The sequence below is a fragment of the Enterococcus florum genome (assembly GCF_004309355.1).
Taxonomy (GTDB): Bacteria; Bacillota; Bacilli; order Lactobacillales; family Enterococcaceae; genus Enterococcus_A; species Enterococcus_A florum.
In genome coordinates this window covers 47311-64625 of the sequence record NZ_BJCC01000010.1, presented here as the reverse complement: position 1 = coordinate 64625, position 17315 = coordinate 47311, and the positions used below count along the sequence as shown (strand labels likewise).

Sequence of the window (17315 nt, the reverse complement as noted above, 5' to 3'; positions counted from 1 at the left end):
GTTATACTACTCACGTATATTTTAAGAAGTTTTTTATTTGATTGCAACAACCAAAATAGCCAATAGTGTGAGATAAGCAACAGTCCATTCAAGAGTGTTGCAAAAAGCTGAAAGGAATTTTCAATATGCCGAAAAAAATGGATTTACGCGTTAAGCGAACCCACAAAATGATCGTAGAAGCGTTTGTTTCGTTGGTCGAAACTAAAGGCTACGATAATATCACTGTTCAGGAGATCGCGGATCAAGCGATGATCAATCGTGCAACCTTTTATGCCCATTTTAAAGACAAGCAAGATCTCTATGACTTTATTTTTCACAATGCCATTGAAGCCTTTGCCTCTGTACTGGACCCGGATCAGATCGTTCAAGGAAATCGTCTAAAGGTCAAACAGGTGGAGTTGGTCTTGACCAGCATCTACCAGCGAATCCAGGAAAATCGAAAGTTTTTTCTTACGATTATGGATGCTTCAGCCAATGAAATGCTGAGAAAACAGATCGCTGATATTTTAGACGAAAAATATGCCCACATTTTTCGTCGATTGAAAATCACCGAAAACGATATTGAAGTTCCAATGGACTTTATCTTGGAATACATGACCTCGATATTTGTCGGGACGCTGCATTGGTGGATCACCAGCGGCACAACGATGGATGCAAATAGTTTGGCTACATTGGTGATCAAGCTAGTCGGCAATGGGCATCTCACGATCTTAGGAATCGAAATTGAACGCTAAAAAATAAGGAGATGCTAACGCATCTCCTTAATGATTTTTGGCTTTCCATTTGATTGTATGTCTTGTCGGACGCACCTGGCGAACCTTCAATCGCTTGTCTTTTGAATGGATCGTCACCTCGTAATGGTTGTCCTTCAATAAATCGTAAATTCGTTCAGCCGCTTCTGTCACAAACTCTTTGGCTCTATTCTTCATCTTTACCAGCTCCTCTCTCTCAGAGTAGCGCAAAACAAGCATTTTCTCAAGTTATTAAAACTGCTAAAGCCGCTTTTGGCAACAAAAAAAGCCAGACGATCTCGTCTGACTGGAACTGGGGTAGCTGGATTCGAACCAACGCATGACGGAGTCAAAGTCCGTTGCCTTACCGCTTGGCTATACCCCAATGGTGGAGGAAAGTGGATTCGAACCACTGAACCCTAAGGAACGGATTTACAGTCCGTCGCGTTTAGCCACTTCGCTATTCCTCCATCGTATCAGCTGTTCTTTTTCATTCTATAAAAAGAACGTGCACCATTGACAGGCTTCTAAAAACCCGACTCAGTTATAATACCGAACTTCAAAAAAAAATGCAAGTATTTTTCACGGGATTTTTCATGATTTTTTTAATCGTGGAGATTCCAGTTGCGAATCACCGCTTCAATCCCATCATCAAGGGTTTTCACCGTTCCTAATTGAGTATCCCCTGCCCATACGCGGAATCCTTTTCCTTCCGCAATGATCTCGCCGATCACTTTTTTTCCGATAACCAATTGCGTGACCTCAGTTTTTTTACCATTGATGAGCTTTGCAGCTTCTTGTACCTGGACTTGAATATCTTTGTTCTTTTTTGCCATTGCAATCATTCCTTTTGTCTAAAAATCTTACGTTCTCAATCCTCGTGGCTTCTCCTTTAACGCAAGAAAAGCTTGCCGAGCATTCATTGTAGCATACTCTAAAATAAAACAAAACTGACCGCTATAAAAACGGCCAGTCTACTGTTGATCAAGGATTGGTTAGTGTAGCCTCTGTTACTTCAAAGCCTGCCGCTTCTAAAATCCCTTTAATTCTCTCAGGTTCTTTTGATTTTAATTGCATTTCGACAATGGCGCCTTCATCAGTATGATCAATAATCACTGTTAAAATACTATAGTCATTGTCAGCGAGAATCTTCGCTACCTCGGCAAGGATCCCTTTTTTATCTTCACGGATACAAATTTGAATCCGTGTTCCACCTTCATGATAGCCGGCAAGCTTCAAAAAGGCATCGAAAATGTCATTGTTGGTAATGATCCCAACGAGCTTTTCACCTTCCAACACCGGAAGAACCGCAATATTGTTCTGACGCATCAGATACACCGCATCCTCCAATTGTGCTCTTGGGCTTACTGTCTTTACCTCTTTGATCATGACATCAGCCACGACAGTCTTGTTCAATAAATAGTTCACTTCATACACACTTAAAGAAGTCGCTTTGGAGGGTAAGGCTTCTTGAATCGTTCCCTCTGTGATCAAGCCGACCAGCTGACCATTTTTAACGACCGGCAAACGATGGATATCATGCTTCTTCATTAAATCTACTGCATCAAAAATCTTAGTCTCCGGTTCAACTGTGATCAATTCAGCAGACATAAAATCCTTTACACTCATCTTTTATCCTCCCAAATAAGCTTTCTTGACTTCATCACTGGCCAGCAATTCTTGTCCAGTCCCTTGCAGCACGACATTTCCCGTCTCTAAAACATAGCCGCGATTAGCAATGGTCAACGCCATCTTCGCATTCTGTTCGATCAATAAGACAGTCGTTCCCTGTTTTTGAATTTCTTGAATGATGGTAAAGATCTCTTTGATAAAAATTGGCGCAAGTCCCATGGATGGCTCATCCAGCAATAAAAGACGTGGTTTTGACATTAATGCACGACCCATTGCCAGCATCTGCTGCTCCCCGCCAGAAAGAGTCGACGCATCTTGCTTCACTCGCTCTTTAAGAATTGGGAATTTTTGGAAGACCGTTTCATATTCACTGGCTAGGTCCTTTTCTTTTCGCAAATAAGCCCCCATCTCCAGATTTTCCTGTACGGTTAGGCCAGGAAAAACATGACGGCCTTCAGGAACCTGAGAGATGCCTTTTTCAACGATTTTGCGCGGCGGGCGTTTTTGGATCGCCTCGCCTTCAAAGGAGATGGTTCCCTTTGAAGGCTGGATCAAGCCTGAAATCGTCCGCAGGATCGTTGTCTTTCCTGCACCGTTGGCTCCAATCAATGATACGATCTCGCCTTCATTGACCTCAAAGCTGACATCCCGAACAGCTTGGATCATGCCGTAATGCACGGATAAGTTTTCAATTTTTAACATTACAGTTCACCTCCAAGATAAGCTTTGATTACCTCTGGATTCGCTTTGATCTCAGTCGGTGTCCCTTCCGCTAGGACGCGTCCATATTCCAACACATAAATTCGCTCACACACTTCCATGACCAAGCTCATGTCGTGTTCGATCAGCAGGATTGTAATCTGAAATTCCTTTTGAATACGCCGAATCAGCTCAGTCAATGCAGCCGTCTCTTGCGGATTCATCCCCGCTGCTGGCTCATCCAAGAAAAGAATTTTTGGATGAGTCGCCAATGCACGGACGATCTCCAAACGCCGCTGCTCGCCGTAAGGCAGATTACGCGCTAAATTTTCTGCCTTGTCTTGCAGATCAAAAATGGCTAGCAGATCCAATGCCTCTTTTTTCAACGCTTCCTCTTTTTTATAAAAGCTTGGCAAGCGAAATACGCTCGATACAAAGCTTTCCTTGTTTTTGCTGTTCATAGCGATCAATACATTGTCCAGCACCGTTAAATCCTTGAACAATCGGATATTCTGAAAGGTTCTGCTAAGCCCTAAATCAGCGATGGCATACGGCTTCTTGCCGTTCAAACGAACTGCCTGTCCATTGTCACTAAGCAGAACATCTCCTTCACTCGGTTCATAAACGCCAGTGATTAAATTGAACAACGTGGTTTTTCCTGCGCCGTTTGGACCGATCAGTCCAATCAGCTGATTGTCCTCCAGCTGCATATTGACATTGGAGACAGCCGCCAGACCGCCAAAGTTTTTGGTTAGATCCTTAATTTCCAATAGAGGCATTCTGGTCATCTCCTTTTTTGAATTTGCGGAAGAGTTTCTTTACAGAAAGTTCCTTGGTACCCAAAAGTCCGCCTGGTTTGAAAATCATCAGGATGATCAAAGCCAATGCGTAGATGATCATCCGCAATGCACCAAAATCTTGCAGATACATATTAATGATACCTAGTAAAATCGCTGCGATAAAACTGCCGGTCACACTTCCGATCCCACCTAACACGACCATGATCAAAATGTCGATCGATTTGGTAAAGGCAAAATCCTTTGGAGCAATCGATTGCAAATAGCCCGCGTATAATGCACCAGCAACACTTGCAGTCATCGCACCAATCGCAAAAGCGATAACTTTGTATTTGGTTGTATTTACTCCCATGGATTCAGCAGCGATCTCATCTTCGCGAATGGCCATCGTTGCTCGCCCAGCACCCGAATGAATATAGTTCACTACGATCAAGGTAGTTACTGCCATAAATCCGTACACCATTTGCCAGTCCACAAAAGGCAAGATCCCAAAGATCCCAGAGGGTCCATTCGTGATGTCCTTCATATTAATAATCAAAATACGAATGATCTCAGCAACCCCTAACGTCGCAATCGCCAAATAATCTCCAGTTAAACGCAAAGTAGGTATTCCGACAATCACAGCAACAGCGCCAGCTAATACAACACCTACTGCCATCCCCAGGAAAAATCCAGCGTACGTAGGATTACTCATTGAGATCAATGCTGCAGCGTAGGCGCCAATCGCCATAAAACCAGCATGTCCCAAAGAAAACTGTCCTGCAAATCCGATGATCAAGTTCAGTCCAACTGCCAAAATAATGTTGATCCCAATCTGTACTAGGATGTTGTCCAAAAATAGATTGACCATTCCAGCGGAATAACTAATATACAATGCTAAATAACCGGCAATAACTAAAGCAAGCCAAATCAGATTGTACTTCAAATTTTTCTTCATTTGACCCACCTACACTTTCTCTTTCATGTACTTGCCTAAAATCCCGGCAGGACGAACTAACAAAATCAAGATCAGTACAGCGTATACTACGGCATCCTTGAAATCGGAGAAGCCTAATGCTGTCGTGATCGTTTCGATCAAACCGATTACAAAGCCGCCTAATGCTGCTCCAGGAATCAATCCAATCCCACCTAAAACGGCCGCGATAAAGGACTTCAGCCCTGGAATATACCCCATCATTGGTTCAATGGAATTGTAATAAAGACCGATCATCATTCCGCCGGCAGCTGCCAGTGCAGAGCCCAAGGCGAAAGTAAAGGAGATCGTCCGATTTACATTGATCCCCATCAATTTTGCAGCATCTGTATCCACACTAACCGCACGCATCGCTTTTCCCATTTTGGTTTTTTGCACAATAAGGTTTAATAAGACCATCAGGAATAAGGAAAGCCCTAAAATCAACAACTGAATATTCGATACTTGCAAAAAGCCGATATGGTAAGTCTGCAGCGGGATCACCTGTGGAAAGGGTCTCGTTGTGGAACTGAAGAAATAGATCATCGTATTTTGCAACAAATAAGAAACACCGATCGCCGTGATCAAGGCTGCGATCCGAGTAGAATTACGCAATGGGCGATACGCTAAGAACTCGATCGTAACTCCTAAAATGGCGCTGCCCGCCATCGATAATACCAATGCTGGGAAAAATCCCATCTCAAATTGATTGATTAAAAAATAGCCGATAAAAGATCCGATCATATAAATATCGCCATGGGCGAAATTGATCAGCTTGATAATGCCGTAAACCATCGTATAACCGAGGGCCATCAACGCATAGATACTGCCTAAAAATAGGCCGTTTACCAGCTGCTGAATGAATATCTCCATCTTATCACTCTCTCACTTTTAAATAGAATAAAGGCAAGACAAGCAGTCCGCTCGTCTTGCCTTGCCTGCTCCCAAAAACTATGGATTAACAGTTTCAGCAGAAGATTCTTTTCCTTCTGTCAGACCAAGCACTACCGCTGATTTCACAGGGTTGTGATCTTCGTCCATCGTGATCTTACCAGTAACACCTTCAAAGTCTTTCAAGTTAGCAAGCCCCTCAGTAATTGCTGCAGGTGTTGCTTCACCCTGATCTTCAATCGCTTGTTTGATCATGTACACAGCATCGTAACCCAAGGCATTGAATGAAGAAGGCTTGCGGTCGTATTTTTCTTCAAAGGCTTTAATGAACGGTTCAACCTTGTCAGTTGCTGGAGCTTCTGTTGAGAAGTGTCCAGTATAGTAAACGTTTGACACATTGCTTGCGCCAGCTGTCTCAACTAACTTTTCATCACCGAATCCATCTGCCCCGATGATCGGCTTGTCGATCCCCATCTCACGTGCTTGTTTGATAATCAAACCAGCTTCTGTGTAATATCCAGGAATAAAGATCACATCAAAATCCTTGTCTTTGACTTTTGTCAGCATTGCTTGGTAGTCTTTGTCGCCGGCAGTGAATTTTTCCTCTGCAACAATTTCACCTTCATAGGTTTTTTTGAAGGCTTTCGTTAACCCATCTGCGTAGTCGCTCGCATTATCACCAAAGATAACCGCCTTTTGTGCTTGCATGTTTTCTTGTGCATATTTTGCTAACACGACCCCTTGGAAGCTGTCTTGGAAACAAGCTCGGAAAATATAAGGTTGAACGTTATCCCCTTGCTTAGTGATCGCATCATCCGTGCCTGATGGAGTTACTCCAGGAATCTTTGCTTTCGTCAAATTCGGTAAAGTTGCTTTAACGGCACCGGAGGTAGCTGGTCCAACCACCGCTACGACCTCGTCTTTGGTTGTCAAATTCGCTGCAACTGAAGCAGCTTCATTGTTATCAGATTTGTTATCCTTCGACACAAATTCTACCTGCTTGTCAAGGATGCCCCCGTCAGCATTGATCTGCTCAACGGCCAATTCCGCAGCTTCTCTCTCAGCCTCACCATAGGCCGCTGTTGCACCGGATAATTCAAAGTTTCCGCCGATCTTGATCGTATCGCTGTCCGCCGAGCTTCCACCGCTGTCGTTCGAATCACTAGCAGAAGGCGATCCACAAGCACCAAATAAAAATAGCCCTGCTGCCAAAGCAAGAAATATACTCTTTTTCATCCTTTTTCCCCCTAATAGAAATTATTATAACTTGTTGAGATAAGATAAAATATATAGGAAAAGATTCTCACTGTCAATTAAATTTTCTGAATATTTTAATAATTCGCGAATATTGAATATTTCAAAACGCTTTCAGAAAGAATGAAATAAAAAAACGACCCTTTTCTAAAAGAATCGTTTCATGATGATTTGATCTTTTAATTGTTGATCCCCTTCAAAGATTGGTTCAGCACAGTAGTCGACGAAGTAATTCTTCCTTCGTTCGCTGACTTCAAATCCATGCTTTTGGTAAAGTCGCATAGGCCCCTCAGGAATCTCTCCAGTTCTGACGATCCCAGCCTTGACGGCAGGTTGCCGATGAACTTCTTCCAAGAAACGTTCCATCAATCGATCCGCGATCCCTTGTCTTTGCATTCGTTCTGAAACAGCCATGTTCATGATCTCAACCGTCTCCTCATCGATCATTTTGAAAACAAGGACGCCAACGATTTCGTTTCTCCACTCATAAACCAAGACCTTGCTATCATAAACATACGCTTCGATCTTCTCCTTTTCAGGATCTGCCAGCATCAATAATTCCCATGGCAGTGCTGTTTTCTCTGATAACAAATGAATCATACTTTCCCTCCTGAATAATCTGGTTCTTCTTCATCCTTTACATTCTGTCTTAATGAAAACGTCGTAGGTACATAATCGATCCCACCCTTGGTAAAAGGTTGACAACGCAGGACTCGAGAGATCCCCATCAACAGTCCTTTTATAGCACCATGGATTTGGACTGCTTTGATCATATAACTCGAGCAAGAAGGATAGTACCTGCAGGATGGCTGAAACAAAGGAGAAATGAAGCGTTGATACCCGCGTACCAGGCCAATGATCAATTTTCCCACCATAAAAACATTCCTTTCTCTTCAATGATTGAAAAAAGACCCTTACAAATGTAAAGGTCTAACGTACAAATTCTAAGATATGCCGCCAGACACCCGGCAGCAAGACACCAAAGGGATTGCCATCTCCCATAACACCGTAGCCAATCATACTGCCAATGATAAACAGAACAACACCAGCCAGTAAAATACCGACTACTACGATCAACGTACGTAAAATGTGTTCACTTGAACTCATCTGCTCACACTCCTTAGGCATGTACAGCAGGCTGAACGATCGATTCGCCAGATTTGCTGTCTACTCGTTCAACATCCGCCCCTAGCTGTTGCAACTTCAAGTGGAATTGGTAATACCCACGATCAAGATACTTCAAATTGCGGACACGTGTCATGCCTTTCGCTCTTAATCCGGCTAAAATCAGAGCTGCGGCAGCACGAAGATCAGTCGCATACACCTCTGCTCCCTGCAAGTCAGCACCGCCCTTGATTAAAGCGACACTGTTGTCGATTTTAACATCCGCATTCATTCTGCGCATTTCTTCTAAATGTTGGAAACGATTCTCAAAAACGGTCTCTGTGGTTGCGCTGGTTCCTTCAGCAACCAACTGGATCGCTGTCATTTGAGCTTGCATATCCGTAGGGAAGCCTGGATGAGGCATCGTTTTGATATCCGTTGCTTGAATATGTTTTGGACCGATGATCCGCAGTCCTGATTCTTCTTCTTGGATGCTGACACCCATTTCAATTAATTTAGAGATCAACGGACGGTTATGTTCAGGGATCGCATCTTCGATCAATACGTTTCCTTCAGTCATTGCGGCAGCGACCATAAAGGTTCCAGCCTCGATTCTGTCTTGAACAATCGAATGAGCCACCGCATGCAGCTTGTCAACCCCTTCGATTCTCATGGTTTCGGTACCCGCACCGATTACTCGAGCGCCCATTTTATTCAAGAAGTTCGCTAGATCCACAATTTCAGGTTCACGAGCGACATTTTCGATCACTGTTGTTCCTTTGGCTTTAACAGCTGCCATCATAATATTTTGTGTAGCACCTACACTAGGAAAATCCAAATAGATCGTGCTGCCAGTCAACTCGTCAGCAATCGCTTCGATGTACCCATTTTCCTGAATGATTTTAGCCCCTAAAGCTTGGAATCCTTTCAAATGCAGATCAATCGGTCTTTTTCCGATCGCACATCCACCAGGCATAGCTACCTTCGCGTGTCCATTGCGTGCCAATAAAGGCCCCATCACTACGATTGACGCGCGCATTTTGCTTACATATTCATAAGGAGCTTCTACGTGCAGTTGTTTCTCCGCATTAATCTTGATTTCTTTGGTCGTTTCATTAAATGCTACATCTGTATTTAGGTAACGAATCACTTGGTTCATTGTAAACACATCAGAAAGAATCGGAACATTGCTTAATGTTGTTTCTCCTTCTTCTGCTAATAAACTTGCAGCCAAAATCGGTAATACCGCATTTTTAGCTCCTTCGATTTTCACTGTACCGGTTAATTTTTTTCCACCACGAACGACGATCTCTTCCATTTTGTTCCCTCCAAAAAATCGCTTCAGTCAATTTAAATTTTCACTTATCAGTATGTACGAGTATTAAAAACTCAAAAAGATATTTTTACACAGAACGATGATTTCTAAGAAGAATGAGCTGAATGTATAGCCTAACGCGACCGAACCCATCATCAAGACCATTCGAACCTGCGTTTCATGAAATGCTTTAAAAATATTTTCGATACGCAAAGATCTGAGTCCCCAAAATGCCAAATAAATAAACGCAAAATGAGAAACGATCCGAATGATTGCATCGATACCATATACTTGCATCCATGTCTTCCTTTCACAAAATCAATAATCGGATTATACCATAGAATAAAAGAAAGGAGAATGCTTTCTCTTTTCTTAAGTCTTTAAAAAAACTTTTAAAAATTTTTATCAAATAATTTTCTTAGTATTATTCGATTTATCCTCCGAAAAAAGGTCATTTAGGCCTTATTTGTATTACTTTTTTTAAAATTTTATGAAATTAATTACGTTTTCACTTCAATTTACTTTCTAGAAAGCTAAGTGTATTGATCTGCAAATAATAACACTTATATTTATAACAACGCGCCTTATCACTTTCTCAAAAAAACGTGGAATTGTCAAAAGAATTGTACTGAGATTTGAAGGGCTCTAGTGACATGTCAGTTTGTTCTTCATTTGACAGTAAAAAAACAAAAACGAATCGCAACTCAAGGTCACGATCCGTTTTTTATCTATGTTTTGAGACATTGATCCGATTGATTGCTCGATGCAAAGCGACTTCTGAACGGCGCAGCTGGTCTGTATCATGACTCGCTTTTGCTTCTTCGATCCGCTGCTCAGCACGCTGTTTTGCACGCTCCGCACGCGATACATCGATATCTCTTTCACGTTCGGCCGTATCTGCAATAATCGTTACGACATTGTCACGAACCTCCATGATCCCGCCATTGACGGCGATCCAATCCACGTGAGTGTCTGAATCGGTTCGACGGACCCGAACTTCATCAATCGCCAAAGGGGCAATAATCGGCGCGTGGTTAGGCAAGATTCCTAATTCCCCACTGATCGTATTGGCGACAACGATCGTCGCATGATGGTCATAGATCAAGCCATCAGGAGTTACTACATTCACGGTGAGCTGACTCTTATTTTCCATCGCGCACCTCTTTCTAGTAGCCTAGTGATTTCGCTTTTTCAATCACTTCATCGATTTTACCGACGCTTCGGAACGCTTCTTCTGGCAGATCGTCGTACTTGCCTTCCAAAATCTCTTTAAACCCTTTAACTGTTTCTTCCACAGGAACATAAGACCCTGGTTGGCCAGTAAACTGTTCTGCGACATGGAAGTTTTGAGATAAGAAGAATTGGATGCGCCGCGCCCGGGAAACGACTACTTTTTCTTGATCGGACAGTTCATCCATCCCCAAAATAGCAATGATATCTTGCAATTCACGATAGCGTTGCAAAATACGCTGAACCTCTGTTGCTACTTGATAGTGTTCTTCACCAACGATCTCTGGCGCCAATGCACTTGATGAGGAAGCTAACGGATCCACCGCAGGATAAATCCCTTGCTCTGTCAGCTTACGTTCCAAGTTGGTCGTTGCATCTAAGTGAGCGAATGCTGTCGCAGGAGCAGGGTCCGTATAGTCGTCCGCTGGCACATAGATCGCTTGGATCGATGTGATCGAGCCTTTTTTCGTTGAAGTAATCCGCTCTTGCAATTGTCCCATTTCGGTAGCCAATGTTGGTTGGTATCCAACGGCTGAAGGCATACGGCCTAATAGAGCAGAAACTTCAGAACCTGCTTGGGTGAAGCGGAAAATATTGTCAATAAATAAGAGAACATCTTGCCCCTCTTCATCGCGGAAGTATTCTGCCAATGTCAAGCCTGTCAATGCTACACGCATCCGAGCACCAGGCGGTTCGTTCATTTGTCCAAACACCATCGCCGTTTTCTCAATAACACCGGATTCCTTCATTTCATAATACAAATCGTTTCCTTCACGTGTTCGTTCACCAACACCCGTGAAGACAGAAATCCCACCATGCTCTTGGGCGATGTTATGGATCAGTTCCTGGATCAACACGGTTTTGCCGACTCCGGCACCACCGAACAATCCGACTTTCCCGCCTTTTAAATAAGGAGCCAATAAGTCGATAACTTTGATCCCTGTTTCCAAAATTTCATTGCTCGTACTTAATTCTTCGAATGCAGGTGCCTTCTTATGAATACCGCTTTTTTCTGCATCTGCTGGAAAAGGTGCTTCATTATCGATCGTTTCACCTAAGACGTTGAACACTCGGCCTAATGTCTCTTTCCCGACTGGGACCGAAATTGGTTTCTCCGTATCAACGACTTCCATCCCCCGCTGCAATCCATCGGTAGATTCCATCGCGATCGTTCGGATTACGCCGTCTCCAAGCTCCAGTGCTGCCTCAAGTACGATCTTGCTTTTATCATTTTTATAGACCACCAACGCATTGTTGATGTCTGGTAAGGATTGATCTAAAGAAAATTCCACGTCGACAACGGGACCAATTACTTGAACAATCTTGCCTGAACTCATGTTTTTTCCTCCAATCTCAAAACTATTCTAGTGCGGAAGCCCCGCCGACAATTTCTGTGATTTCTTGTGTGATCGCTGCTTGACGTGCTCGGTTGTACGAGATTGTCAAATCACCAATAATATTTTTAGCGTTGTCCGTTGCTGTTTTCATCGCTGTCATCCCTGCTGCGTGTTCTGCTGTTTTAGCATCAACGATCGCACCGTAAATCAAACTTTCTGCGTATTGCGGCAGCAGCTGATCTAAAATATCCTCTTTCGAAGGTTCAAAAATATACTCCTGCGTATATTTTTCTGCTTCATCTGGATCCAAATCGGAGATCGGCAGCATTTTTTCTACTCGAAATTGACTAGATAATGAATTGACATGGTGATTGTAACAGACATACACTTCGTCAAAAATTTCACTTTCATACATGCTGGTGGTCATTGAGACGATTTTGCGAACTTCGTCAAAGCTTGGCTGATCTGAAAGATTTCTCAATTCGTAAGCCAATTTAATTCCTCTAGCTTTGAAGAAATCCGCACCAGTAGCTCCAATCGCCAGCAAAACATACTCATCCGCCGAATCATGATCATTTTCCAGCATCGTCAATGTCTGTTTTAAGATTGAGCTATTGTAGCCTCCAACCAAGCCACCATCCGATGTGATTACGATATAACCAGTTTTTTTCACCGGACGATTGATCAACATGCTGTGGTAGTTGATTCCGTTGACCGTATGATCTGTATTTGCCAATTCTTCCAACTCGCTTGCTGTCAAGTGAGTCAGTACTTCCCGCACCTTCGACGCATACACTTGAAAATGAGCCGAATAAGCCTCAGACTTCGTTAATTTGGCAGCAGACACCATTTGCATCGCATTGGTGATCTGGCTGGTTTTCTTAGTTGATGCGATTCGGGTCTTGATTTCATTTAAAGATGCCATGACATTTTCTCACCTCGATTATGCTGGGATTATTTGGCAGCAGAAGCATCAAATATATCTTTGTATTCTTGGATTGCTGCATCTAGCTTCTCACCGTCCGGCAGATCCTTGGTTTTCCGGATCGTTTCAAAAAGATCAGCGTGATTTGCATCTAAATACTCAAACAGTTGTGCTTCAAACGTTAAAATATTGTTTACTGGGATACTGTCTAAAAATCCATGTGTCAATGCATACAAAATCACGACCTGTTTTTCCACAGCCAGTGGATCGTGCAGTTTTTGCTTCAATACTTCTACCGTTCTGCGTCCTCGATTCAACTTAGCCTGTGTGGCTGCATCCAAATCGGATCCAAACTGAGTGAAGGCTTCTAATTCACGGTAGCTGGCAAGGTCAAGCCGCAACGTTCCAGCCACTTTCTTCATTGCTTTGATTTGAGCAGAACCACCAACACGTGAAACGGATAGGCCCGCATCTACGGCTGGACGGATGCCTGAATAGAACAAATCGTTCTCTAAGAAAATTTGTCCGTCCGTGATGGAGATCACGTTTGTTGGAATATAGGCTGAGATATCCCCTGCTTGTGTTTCAACAAAGGGCAGAGCAGTCAGTGAACCGCCACCCAATTCATCAGACAATTTTGCCGCACGTTCTAATAGACGTGAATGCAAGTAGAATACATCTCCTGGGTAAGCCTCACGACCTGGTGGACGGCGCAATAGTAAAGAGAGTTCACGATAAGCGACCGCTTGTTTGGACAAGTCATCAAAAACGACGAGTACGTGTTTCCCGTTATACATGAATTCCTCACCAATCGCAGTTCCGGCATAAGGAGCGATGTATAATAAAGGCGCTGGTTGAGAAGCACCTGCTGTAACAACGATGGTATAATCCATAGCTCCGAATTTACGCAAGGTCTCCACTTGTGAGCGGACTGTTGATTCTTTTTGCCCGATCGCTACATAGATACAGATCATATCTTGGCCTTTTTGATTGATGATTGTATCGATCGCAATAGAGGTTTTCCCGGTTTTCCGGTCACCAATGATCAACTCCCGTTGTCCACGACCAATTGGAACTAATGCATCAATGGCTTTCAAACCAGTTTGCATTGGTTCATTGACGGATTTACGTTGCATAACACCCGGTGCCAGTGTTTCCACTGGTCGTGTGCTGCTGGTTTCAATAGGACCTAATCCGTCTACAGGCTGTCCAAGAGGATTCACCACGCGACCGATCATTTTTTCGCCGACTGGGACTTCCATGATCTTCCCTGTTCGTTTTACTTTATCGCCTTCACGAATGGACTCAAATTCCCCCAAAACGATGATTCCGACATCATTGCTTTCCAGGTTTTGCGCCATCCCATACGAGCCATTTGAAAACTCAACAAGCTCTCCACTCATTGCGTTTTCTAGTCCATGAGCGCGTGCGATTCCATCACCGACATAGGTGACCGTTCCGACTTCCTCTACAGACAATTTATTATCATAGTTTTCAATCTGTTGCTTGATTAAGGCACTGATTTCTTCTGCTTTGATGGCCATTCATTTCACCTCTTCTTACTTTTTGCTAAGTGCTGCTCGTAGACCATTGAGTTGGCTGGCGAGGCTTCCGTCGATCACTTGATGATCGGCTTCAACAATGACACCGCCAATAATCGATGGATCGACTACTGGAGATAGGTCGGCCCTTTTATAGCCGAGAACATCAGCGACTTTTGCTTCGATTTGCTGTTTTTTCTCCTCAGAGATCGCCACAGCAGTAGTGATTGAACCAAGAGCAACTTGGTTCAGCTGATCATATCTTCGTTCATATTCATCGATCATGAATAAAAGATCGTCGCTTCGATTGTATTCATAAACGATCAGCAGGAAATTTTTGACTACGCCATCAAAACCTTGCGCGAAGGCCTGCATGATCGCGTCTTTTTCATATCCGTGCAATCGAACATCTGTCAGCATATTGCCCAAATCCGGAATTTCTTCAAATACCTTGCGTATCGTCAATAAATCTTGGTAAACTTCTTCGGTTGCTTGTCCTTCGACCGCCAATTCGAACAAAGCTTTGCCGTATCGTTTCCCAACAGTATATTTGTCAAGCTTCATGCTTAGTCGTTCCTAATTGATCGATGTATTGATCAATCAATTCTTGATGTGCCTCACCGGTAAGCTCTTTGCTTAAGATCTTTTCGGCAATTTTAAGAGAAAGATCTGCGACGTCATCTTTAACAGAAGTCAATGCGGTTTCCCGTTCTTCCTTGATTTCTGTTTTTGTCCGATCCTTCAAGCGCATTGCTTCATCTTTCGCATCGTTAATGATGGTTTGACGACTCAATTCGCCGTTTTCTTTGGCACTCTTTATAATATCTGCTGCATCACTGCGCGAGCTTGCTAGTTGAGTTTCGCGTTCTTTAGCCAGCTCAGCCGCTTTGATCCGTGATTGTTCAGCAGAATCTAAATCGTTGGCGATCTTTTCTTCGCGTCGTTTTAAAATATCACTGACGCTCTTCCATGCAAATTTTTTCAACAGCAGCAACAAAATCAGAAATGCTCCTGTCACTACGATCAAATTACCGAGCGTTGGATTGACAGCCTCAGCAATAACTAGATTCAGCATACTCGGTCTTCCTTTCTGAATAGATAACGTTTAATTCTTTTTTGCAACACAAAAAAGTAGCAACGAGAACCGTTGCTCTTACCCTTGGAAGACCATCAACATTGCCAATACGACACCTAGGATCGGCACCGCTTCAATCAAACCAACCCCGATAAACATCGTTGAACGGATTTGGCCTGACATTTCAGGCTGACGAGCCATTGATTCAATTGCTTTTGAAATAACCTTACCATTCCCGTAACCAGCCCCAATAGCTGCACCTAAAATTGCGATTCCCGCACCGATAAAGTTCATAATAAATTCCTCCTAATTTTATACTGACGTGTCTTTGTTACACCATCACTTGCTCTTTGACTATTCTTCTACTTCTATCTGATGACTGATATACACCATGGATAAAGTGGTAAAGACAAACGCTTGAATACTGCCGATAAATAATGAGAATGCGATCCAAATCATTTCCAGCGGTATCGCGAATGGGATTGACCACCAGCCTAAACTGGTCACCATACTTGCTATCAAGGTCAACAATACTTCTCCTGCGTAAATGTTTCCATAAAGACGAAGACCTAATGTAATGACATTAGTAAATTCTTCCATGATCTTGATGGGCAACAGCATCGGCATCGGAGACAAAAATGAATTTTTGATGTAGCCGCGCAGGCCAAATCGTTCTGATGCTAATAGATTGGATAGTACAAGGATCATCATTGCCAACCCCATTGTAACGAAAGGATCAGCGGTTGGACTCTTCCATAGTGTGACCTCCTGTGGTGTGACGATTTTGGTGATCAAACCGATCTGGTTCGCAACAAAAATAAACAAGAACAATGTGAATGAAAAGAAACTAAAATTCCGAACTTCTTTTCTTGGCATATTGTCGCTGACGATCCCAGAAGTAAAATCGATCAGCCATTCAATCGCATTTTGTTTTCCAGTGGGCTTCATCGAAAGGTTTCTTGTACATGCAAAGACGATCAAGAAAACGATCAAACAGGTAATGATAACCATGGTCGTGACTGTTCCGTCAAACCAAATGGGACCAATATGGAAAAACCAAGATTTTTCATCCAATTCATTTCACCTCTTTCCTTACTGACCTCAGTCATTGCTTATCTTCTTGTATTTGGCATATCAAGTCAAAATACTCTCGTATGGTACCACCATTGAAAGAAAAATACAAAAGATTTTCATGAAAAAAACGGAAGTTTCTTTACACTCTTTATTCTTTCGCAAGAATTAGGGGAAAACCTTTTTATCATGCTTGTTTTTGCCCAAAAAGAGCTATTATAGATAATAATTAATCGTATCAAAATTCACCTGTAAGTAAAGGAATTCTCATTAAATATGCGAAAAAGAATATTTGGTCATCGGCTGAAATTTTTTAACGTCCGACTAATTTGTCGGTCTACATCTTTGCGCTTTAAATCTTCACGTTTGTCGTATTGATGCTTCCCTTTGGCTAAACCGATTAATGCTTTAGCATAGCCATTCTTTAGATATACCTTTAAGGGAACTAAAGTAATCCCTGTGTTTTTCGTTTCTCCGATCAATTTAGAAATTTGTTTCTTGTGCAGCAGCAGTTTTCGTGTTCTGACAGGATCGTGATTAAAAATATTCCCCTGTTCATACGGGCTGATATGCACATTGTGTAAAAACACTTCTCCATTTCGGACTCGGGCAAATCCATCCTTTAGATTGATTCGTCCATTTCGAATGGATTTGATCTCCGTTCCTTGCAAAACAATTCCCGCTTCCATTGTATCGATGATCGTATAATCGTGGCGCGCCTTTTTATTTTGCGCAATCAATTTGCCTTCCCCTTTAGGCAT

Annotated in this window: 23 protein-coding genes and 2 tRNA genes; 1 reads left to right on the top strand and 24 read right to left on the bottom strand. The window is 42.8% G+C overall.

The genetic code is table 11. The annotated features are described in order from the left end of the window. Window positions 1-125: 125 nt before the first annotated feature. The gene (locus tag NRIC_RS06410; RefSeq protein WP_146621866.1) at window positions 126-734 is read left to right on the top strand and encodes a TetR/AcrR family transcriptional regulator; all 609 of its coding nucleotides are present in this window, start codon (window positions 126-128) and stop codon (window positions 732-734) included. A gap of 27 nt (window positions 735-761) precedes the next feature. Here NRIC_RS06410 and NRIC_RS19270 read toward each other — a convergent pair whose 3' ends face one another. The 24 genes from NRIC_RS19270 to smpB form a co-directional block, all read right to left on the bottom strand. After that, a complete protein-coding gene (locus NRIC_RS19270; protein ID WP_175580015.1) occupies window positions 762-929 on the bottom strand; it encodes a hypothetical protein in 168 nt (55 codons plus the stop codon). 115 nt (window positions 930-1044) lie between these two features. Next, window positions 1045-1116, bottom strand: a tRNA-Gln gene (locus tag NRIC_RS06405). Window position 1117: 1 nt separating this feature from the next. Then, window positions 1118-1201: transfer RNA gene (locus NRIC_RS06400), tRNA-Tyr, on the bottom strand. Between the two features lie 135 nt (window positions 1202-1336). Beyond that, window positions 1337-1567, bottom strand: coding sequence for a DUF2969 domain-containing protein (locus NRIC_RS06395; protein ID WP_146621865.1), 231 nt, complete (start codon window positions 1565-1567; stop codon window positions 1337-1339). Window positions 1568-1715: 148 nt separating this feature from the next. Further along, a complete protein-coding gene (locus NRIC_RS06390) occupies window positions 1716-2360 on the bottom strand; it encodes a CBS and ACT domain-containing protein (protein ID WP_146621864.1) in 645 nt (214 codons plus the stop codon). Window positions 2361-2363: 3 nt separating this feature from the next. Next, window positions 2364-3065 carry an ABC transporter ATP-binding protein gene (locus NRIC_RS06385; protein WP_146621863.1) on the bottom strand — a complete coding sequence of 234 codons (702 nt, stop codon included), beginning with the start codon at window positions 3063-3065 and terminating at the stop codon, window positions 2364-2366. After that, entirely contained in the window at window positions 3065-3841 is a 777-nt protein-coding gene (locus NRIC_RS06380) for an ABC transporter ATP-binding protein (RefSeq protein ID WP_146621862.1), read from the bottom strand. The genes NRIC_RS06385 and NRIC_RS06380 overlap by 1 nt, the downstream gene beginning before the upstream one ends. Then, complete coding sequence (locus NRIC_RS06375; protein ID WP_146621861.1) at window positions 3822-4796, bottom strand: branched-chain amino acid ABC transporter permease; 975 nt, start codon at window positions 4794-4796, stop codon at window positions 3822-3824. The genes NRIC_RS06380 and NRIC_RS06375 overlap by 20 nt, the downstream gene beginning before the upstream one ends. Before the next feature lie 9 nt (window positions 4797-4805). Then, window positions 4806-5684, bottom strand: a complete 879-nt coding sequence (locus tag NRIC_RS06370; protein ID WP_146621860.1) for a branched-chain amino acid ABC transporter permease — start codon at window positions 5682-5684, stop codon at window positions 4806-4808. Between the two features lie 78 nt (window positions 5685-5762). Further along, window positions 5763-6938, bottom strand: a complete 1176-nt coding sequence (locus NRIC_RS06365) for an ABC transporter substrate-binding protein (RefSeq protein WP_146621859.1) — start codon at window positions 6936-6938, stop codon at window positions 5763-5765. Between the two features lie 165 nt (window positions 6939-7103). Next, window positions 7104-7556 carry a GNAT family N-acetyltransferase gene (locus NRIC_RS06360; RefSeq protein ID WP_146621858.1) on the bottom strand — a complete coding sequence of 151 codons (453 nt, stop codon included), beginning with the start codon at window positions 7554-7556 and terminating at the stop codon, window positions 7104-7106. Next, complete coding sequence (yidD, locus tag NRIC_RS06355; protein ID WP_373862071.1) at window positions 7553-7831, bottom strand: membrane protein insertion efficiency factor YidD; 279 nt, start codon at window positions 7829-7831, stop codon at window positions 7553-7555. The genes NRIC_RS06360 and yidD overlap by 4 nt, the downstream gene beginning before the upstream one ends. 55 nt (window positions 7832-7886) lie before the next feature. Beyond that, entirely contained in the window at window positions 7887-8063 is a 177-nt protein-coding gene (locus NRIC_RS06350) for a DNA-directed RNA polymerase subunit beta (protein ID WP_146621857.1), read from the bottom strand. 13 nt (window positions 8064-8076) lie between these two features. Next, window positions 8077-9378: a UDP-N-acetylglucosamine 1-carboxyvinyltransferase gene (murA, locus tag NRIC_RS06345; RefSeq protein ID WP_146621856.1), complete on the bottom strand. Its 1302-nt coding sequence runs from the start codon at window positions 9376-9378 to the stop codon at window positions 8077-8079. 63 nt (window positions 9379-9441) lie between these two features. Beyond that, window positions 9442-9672 carry a DUF1146 family protein gene (locus NRIC_RS06340; RefSeq protein ID WP_146621855.1) on the bottom strand — a complete coding sequence of 77 codons (231 nt, stop codon included), beginning with the start codon at window positions 9670-9672 and terminating at the stop codon, window positions 9442-9444. A gap of 427 nt (window positions 9673-10099) precedes the next feature. Further along, window positions 10100-10528: a F0F1 ATP synthase subunit epsilon gene (locus tag NRIC_RS06335; protein ID WP_146621854.1), complete on the bottom strand. Its 429-nt coding sequence runs from the start codon at window positions 10526-10528 to the stop codon at window positions 10100-10102. 13 nt (window positions 10529-10541) lie between these two features. Continuing rightward, window positions 10542-11942 (bottom strand): F0F1 ATP synthase subunit beta, encoded by a 1401-nt coding sequence (atpD, locus tag NRIC_RS06330; RefSeq protein ID WP_146621853.1) that lies wholly within the window; start codon window positions 11940-11942, stop codon window positions 10542-10544. Window positions 11943-11964: 22 nt separating this feature from the next. Next, complete coding sequence (locus NRIC_RS06325; protein WP_146621852.1) at window positions 11965-12867, bottom strand: F0F1 ATP synthase subunit gamma; 903 nt, start codon at window positions 12865-12867, stop codon at window positions 11965-11967. Between the two features lie 29 nt (window positions 12868-12896). Next, the gene (gene atpA / locus NRIC_RS06320; RefSeq protein ID WP_146621851.1) at window positions 12897-14411 is read right to left on the bottom strand and encodes a F0F1 ATP synthase subunit alpha; all 1515 of its coding nucleotides are present in this window, start codon (window positions 14409-14411) and stop codon (window positions 12897-12899) included. Window positions 14412-14426: 15 nt separating this feature from the next. After that, the gene (gene atpH, locus NRIC_RS06315) at window positions 14427-14972 is read right to left on the bottom strand and encodes an ATP synthase F1 subunit delta (protein ID WP_146621850.1); all 546 of its coding nucleotides are present in this window, start codon (window positions 14970-14972) and stop codon (window positions 14427-14429) included. Beyond that, on the bottom strand, window positions 14962-15483 hold the full coding sequence (atpF, locus tag NRIC_RS06310; protein ID WP_146621849.1) for a F0F1 ATP synthase subunit B: 522 nt from the start codon (window positions 15481-15483) through the stop codon (window positions 14962-14964). The genes atpH and atpF overlap by 11 nt, the downstream gene beginning before the upstream one ends. 78 nt (window positions 15484-15561) lie before the next feature. Next, window positions 15562-15777 (bottom strand): ATP synthase F0 subunit C, encoded by a 216-nt coding sequence (gene atpE / locus NRIC_RS06305; protein ID WP_146621848.1) that lies wholly within the window; start codon window positions 15775-15777, stop codon window positions 15562-15564. Window positions 15778-15837: 60 nt separating this feature from the next. Next, the gene (gene atpB, locus NRIC_RS06300) at window positions 15838-16557 is read right to left on the bottom strand and encodes a F0F1 ATP synthase subunit A (protein ID WP_146621847.1); all 720 of its coding nucleotides are present in this window, start codon (window positions 16555-16557) and stop codon (window positions 15838-15840) included. Between the two features lie 293 nt (window positions 16558-16850). Then, window positions 16851-17315, bottom strand: coding sequence for an SsrA-binding protein SmpB (smpB, locus tag NRIC_RS06295; RefSeq protein ID WP_146621846.1), 465 nt, complete (start codon window positions 17313-17315; stop codon window positions 16851-16853).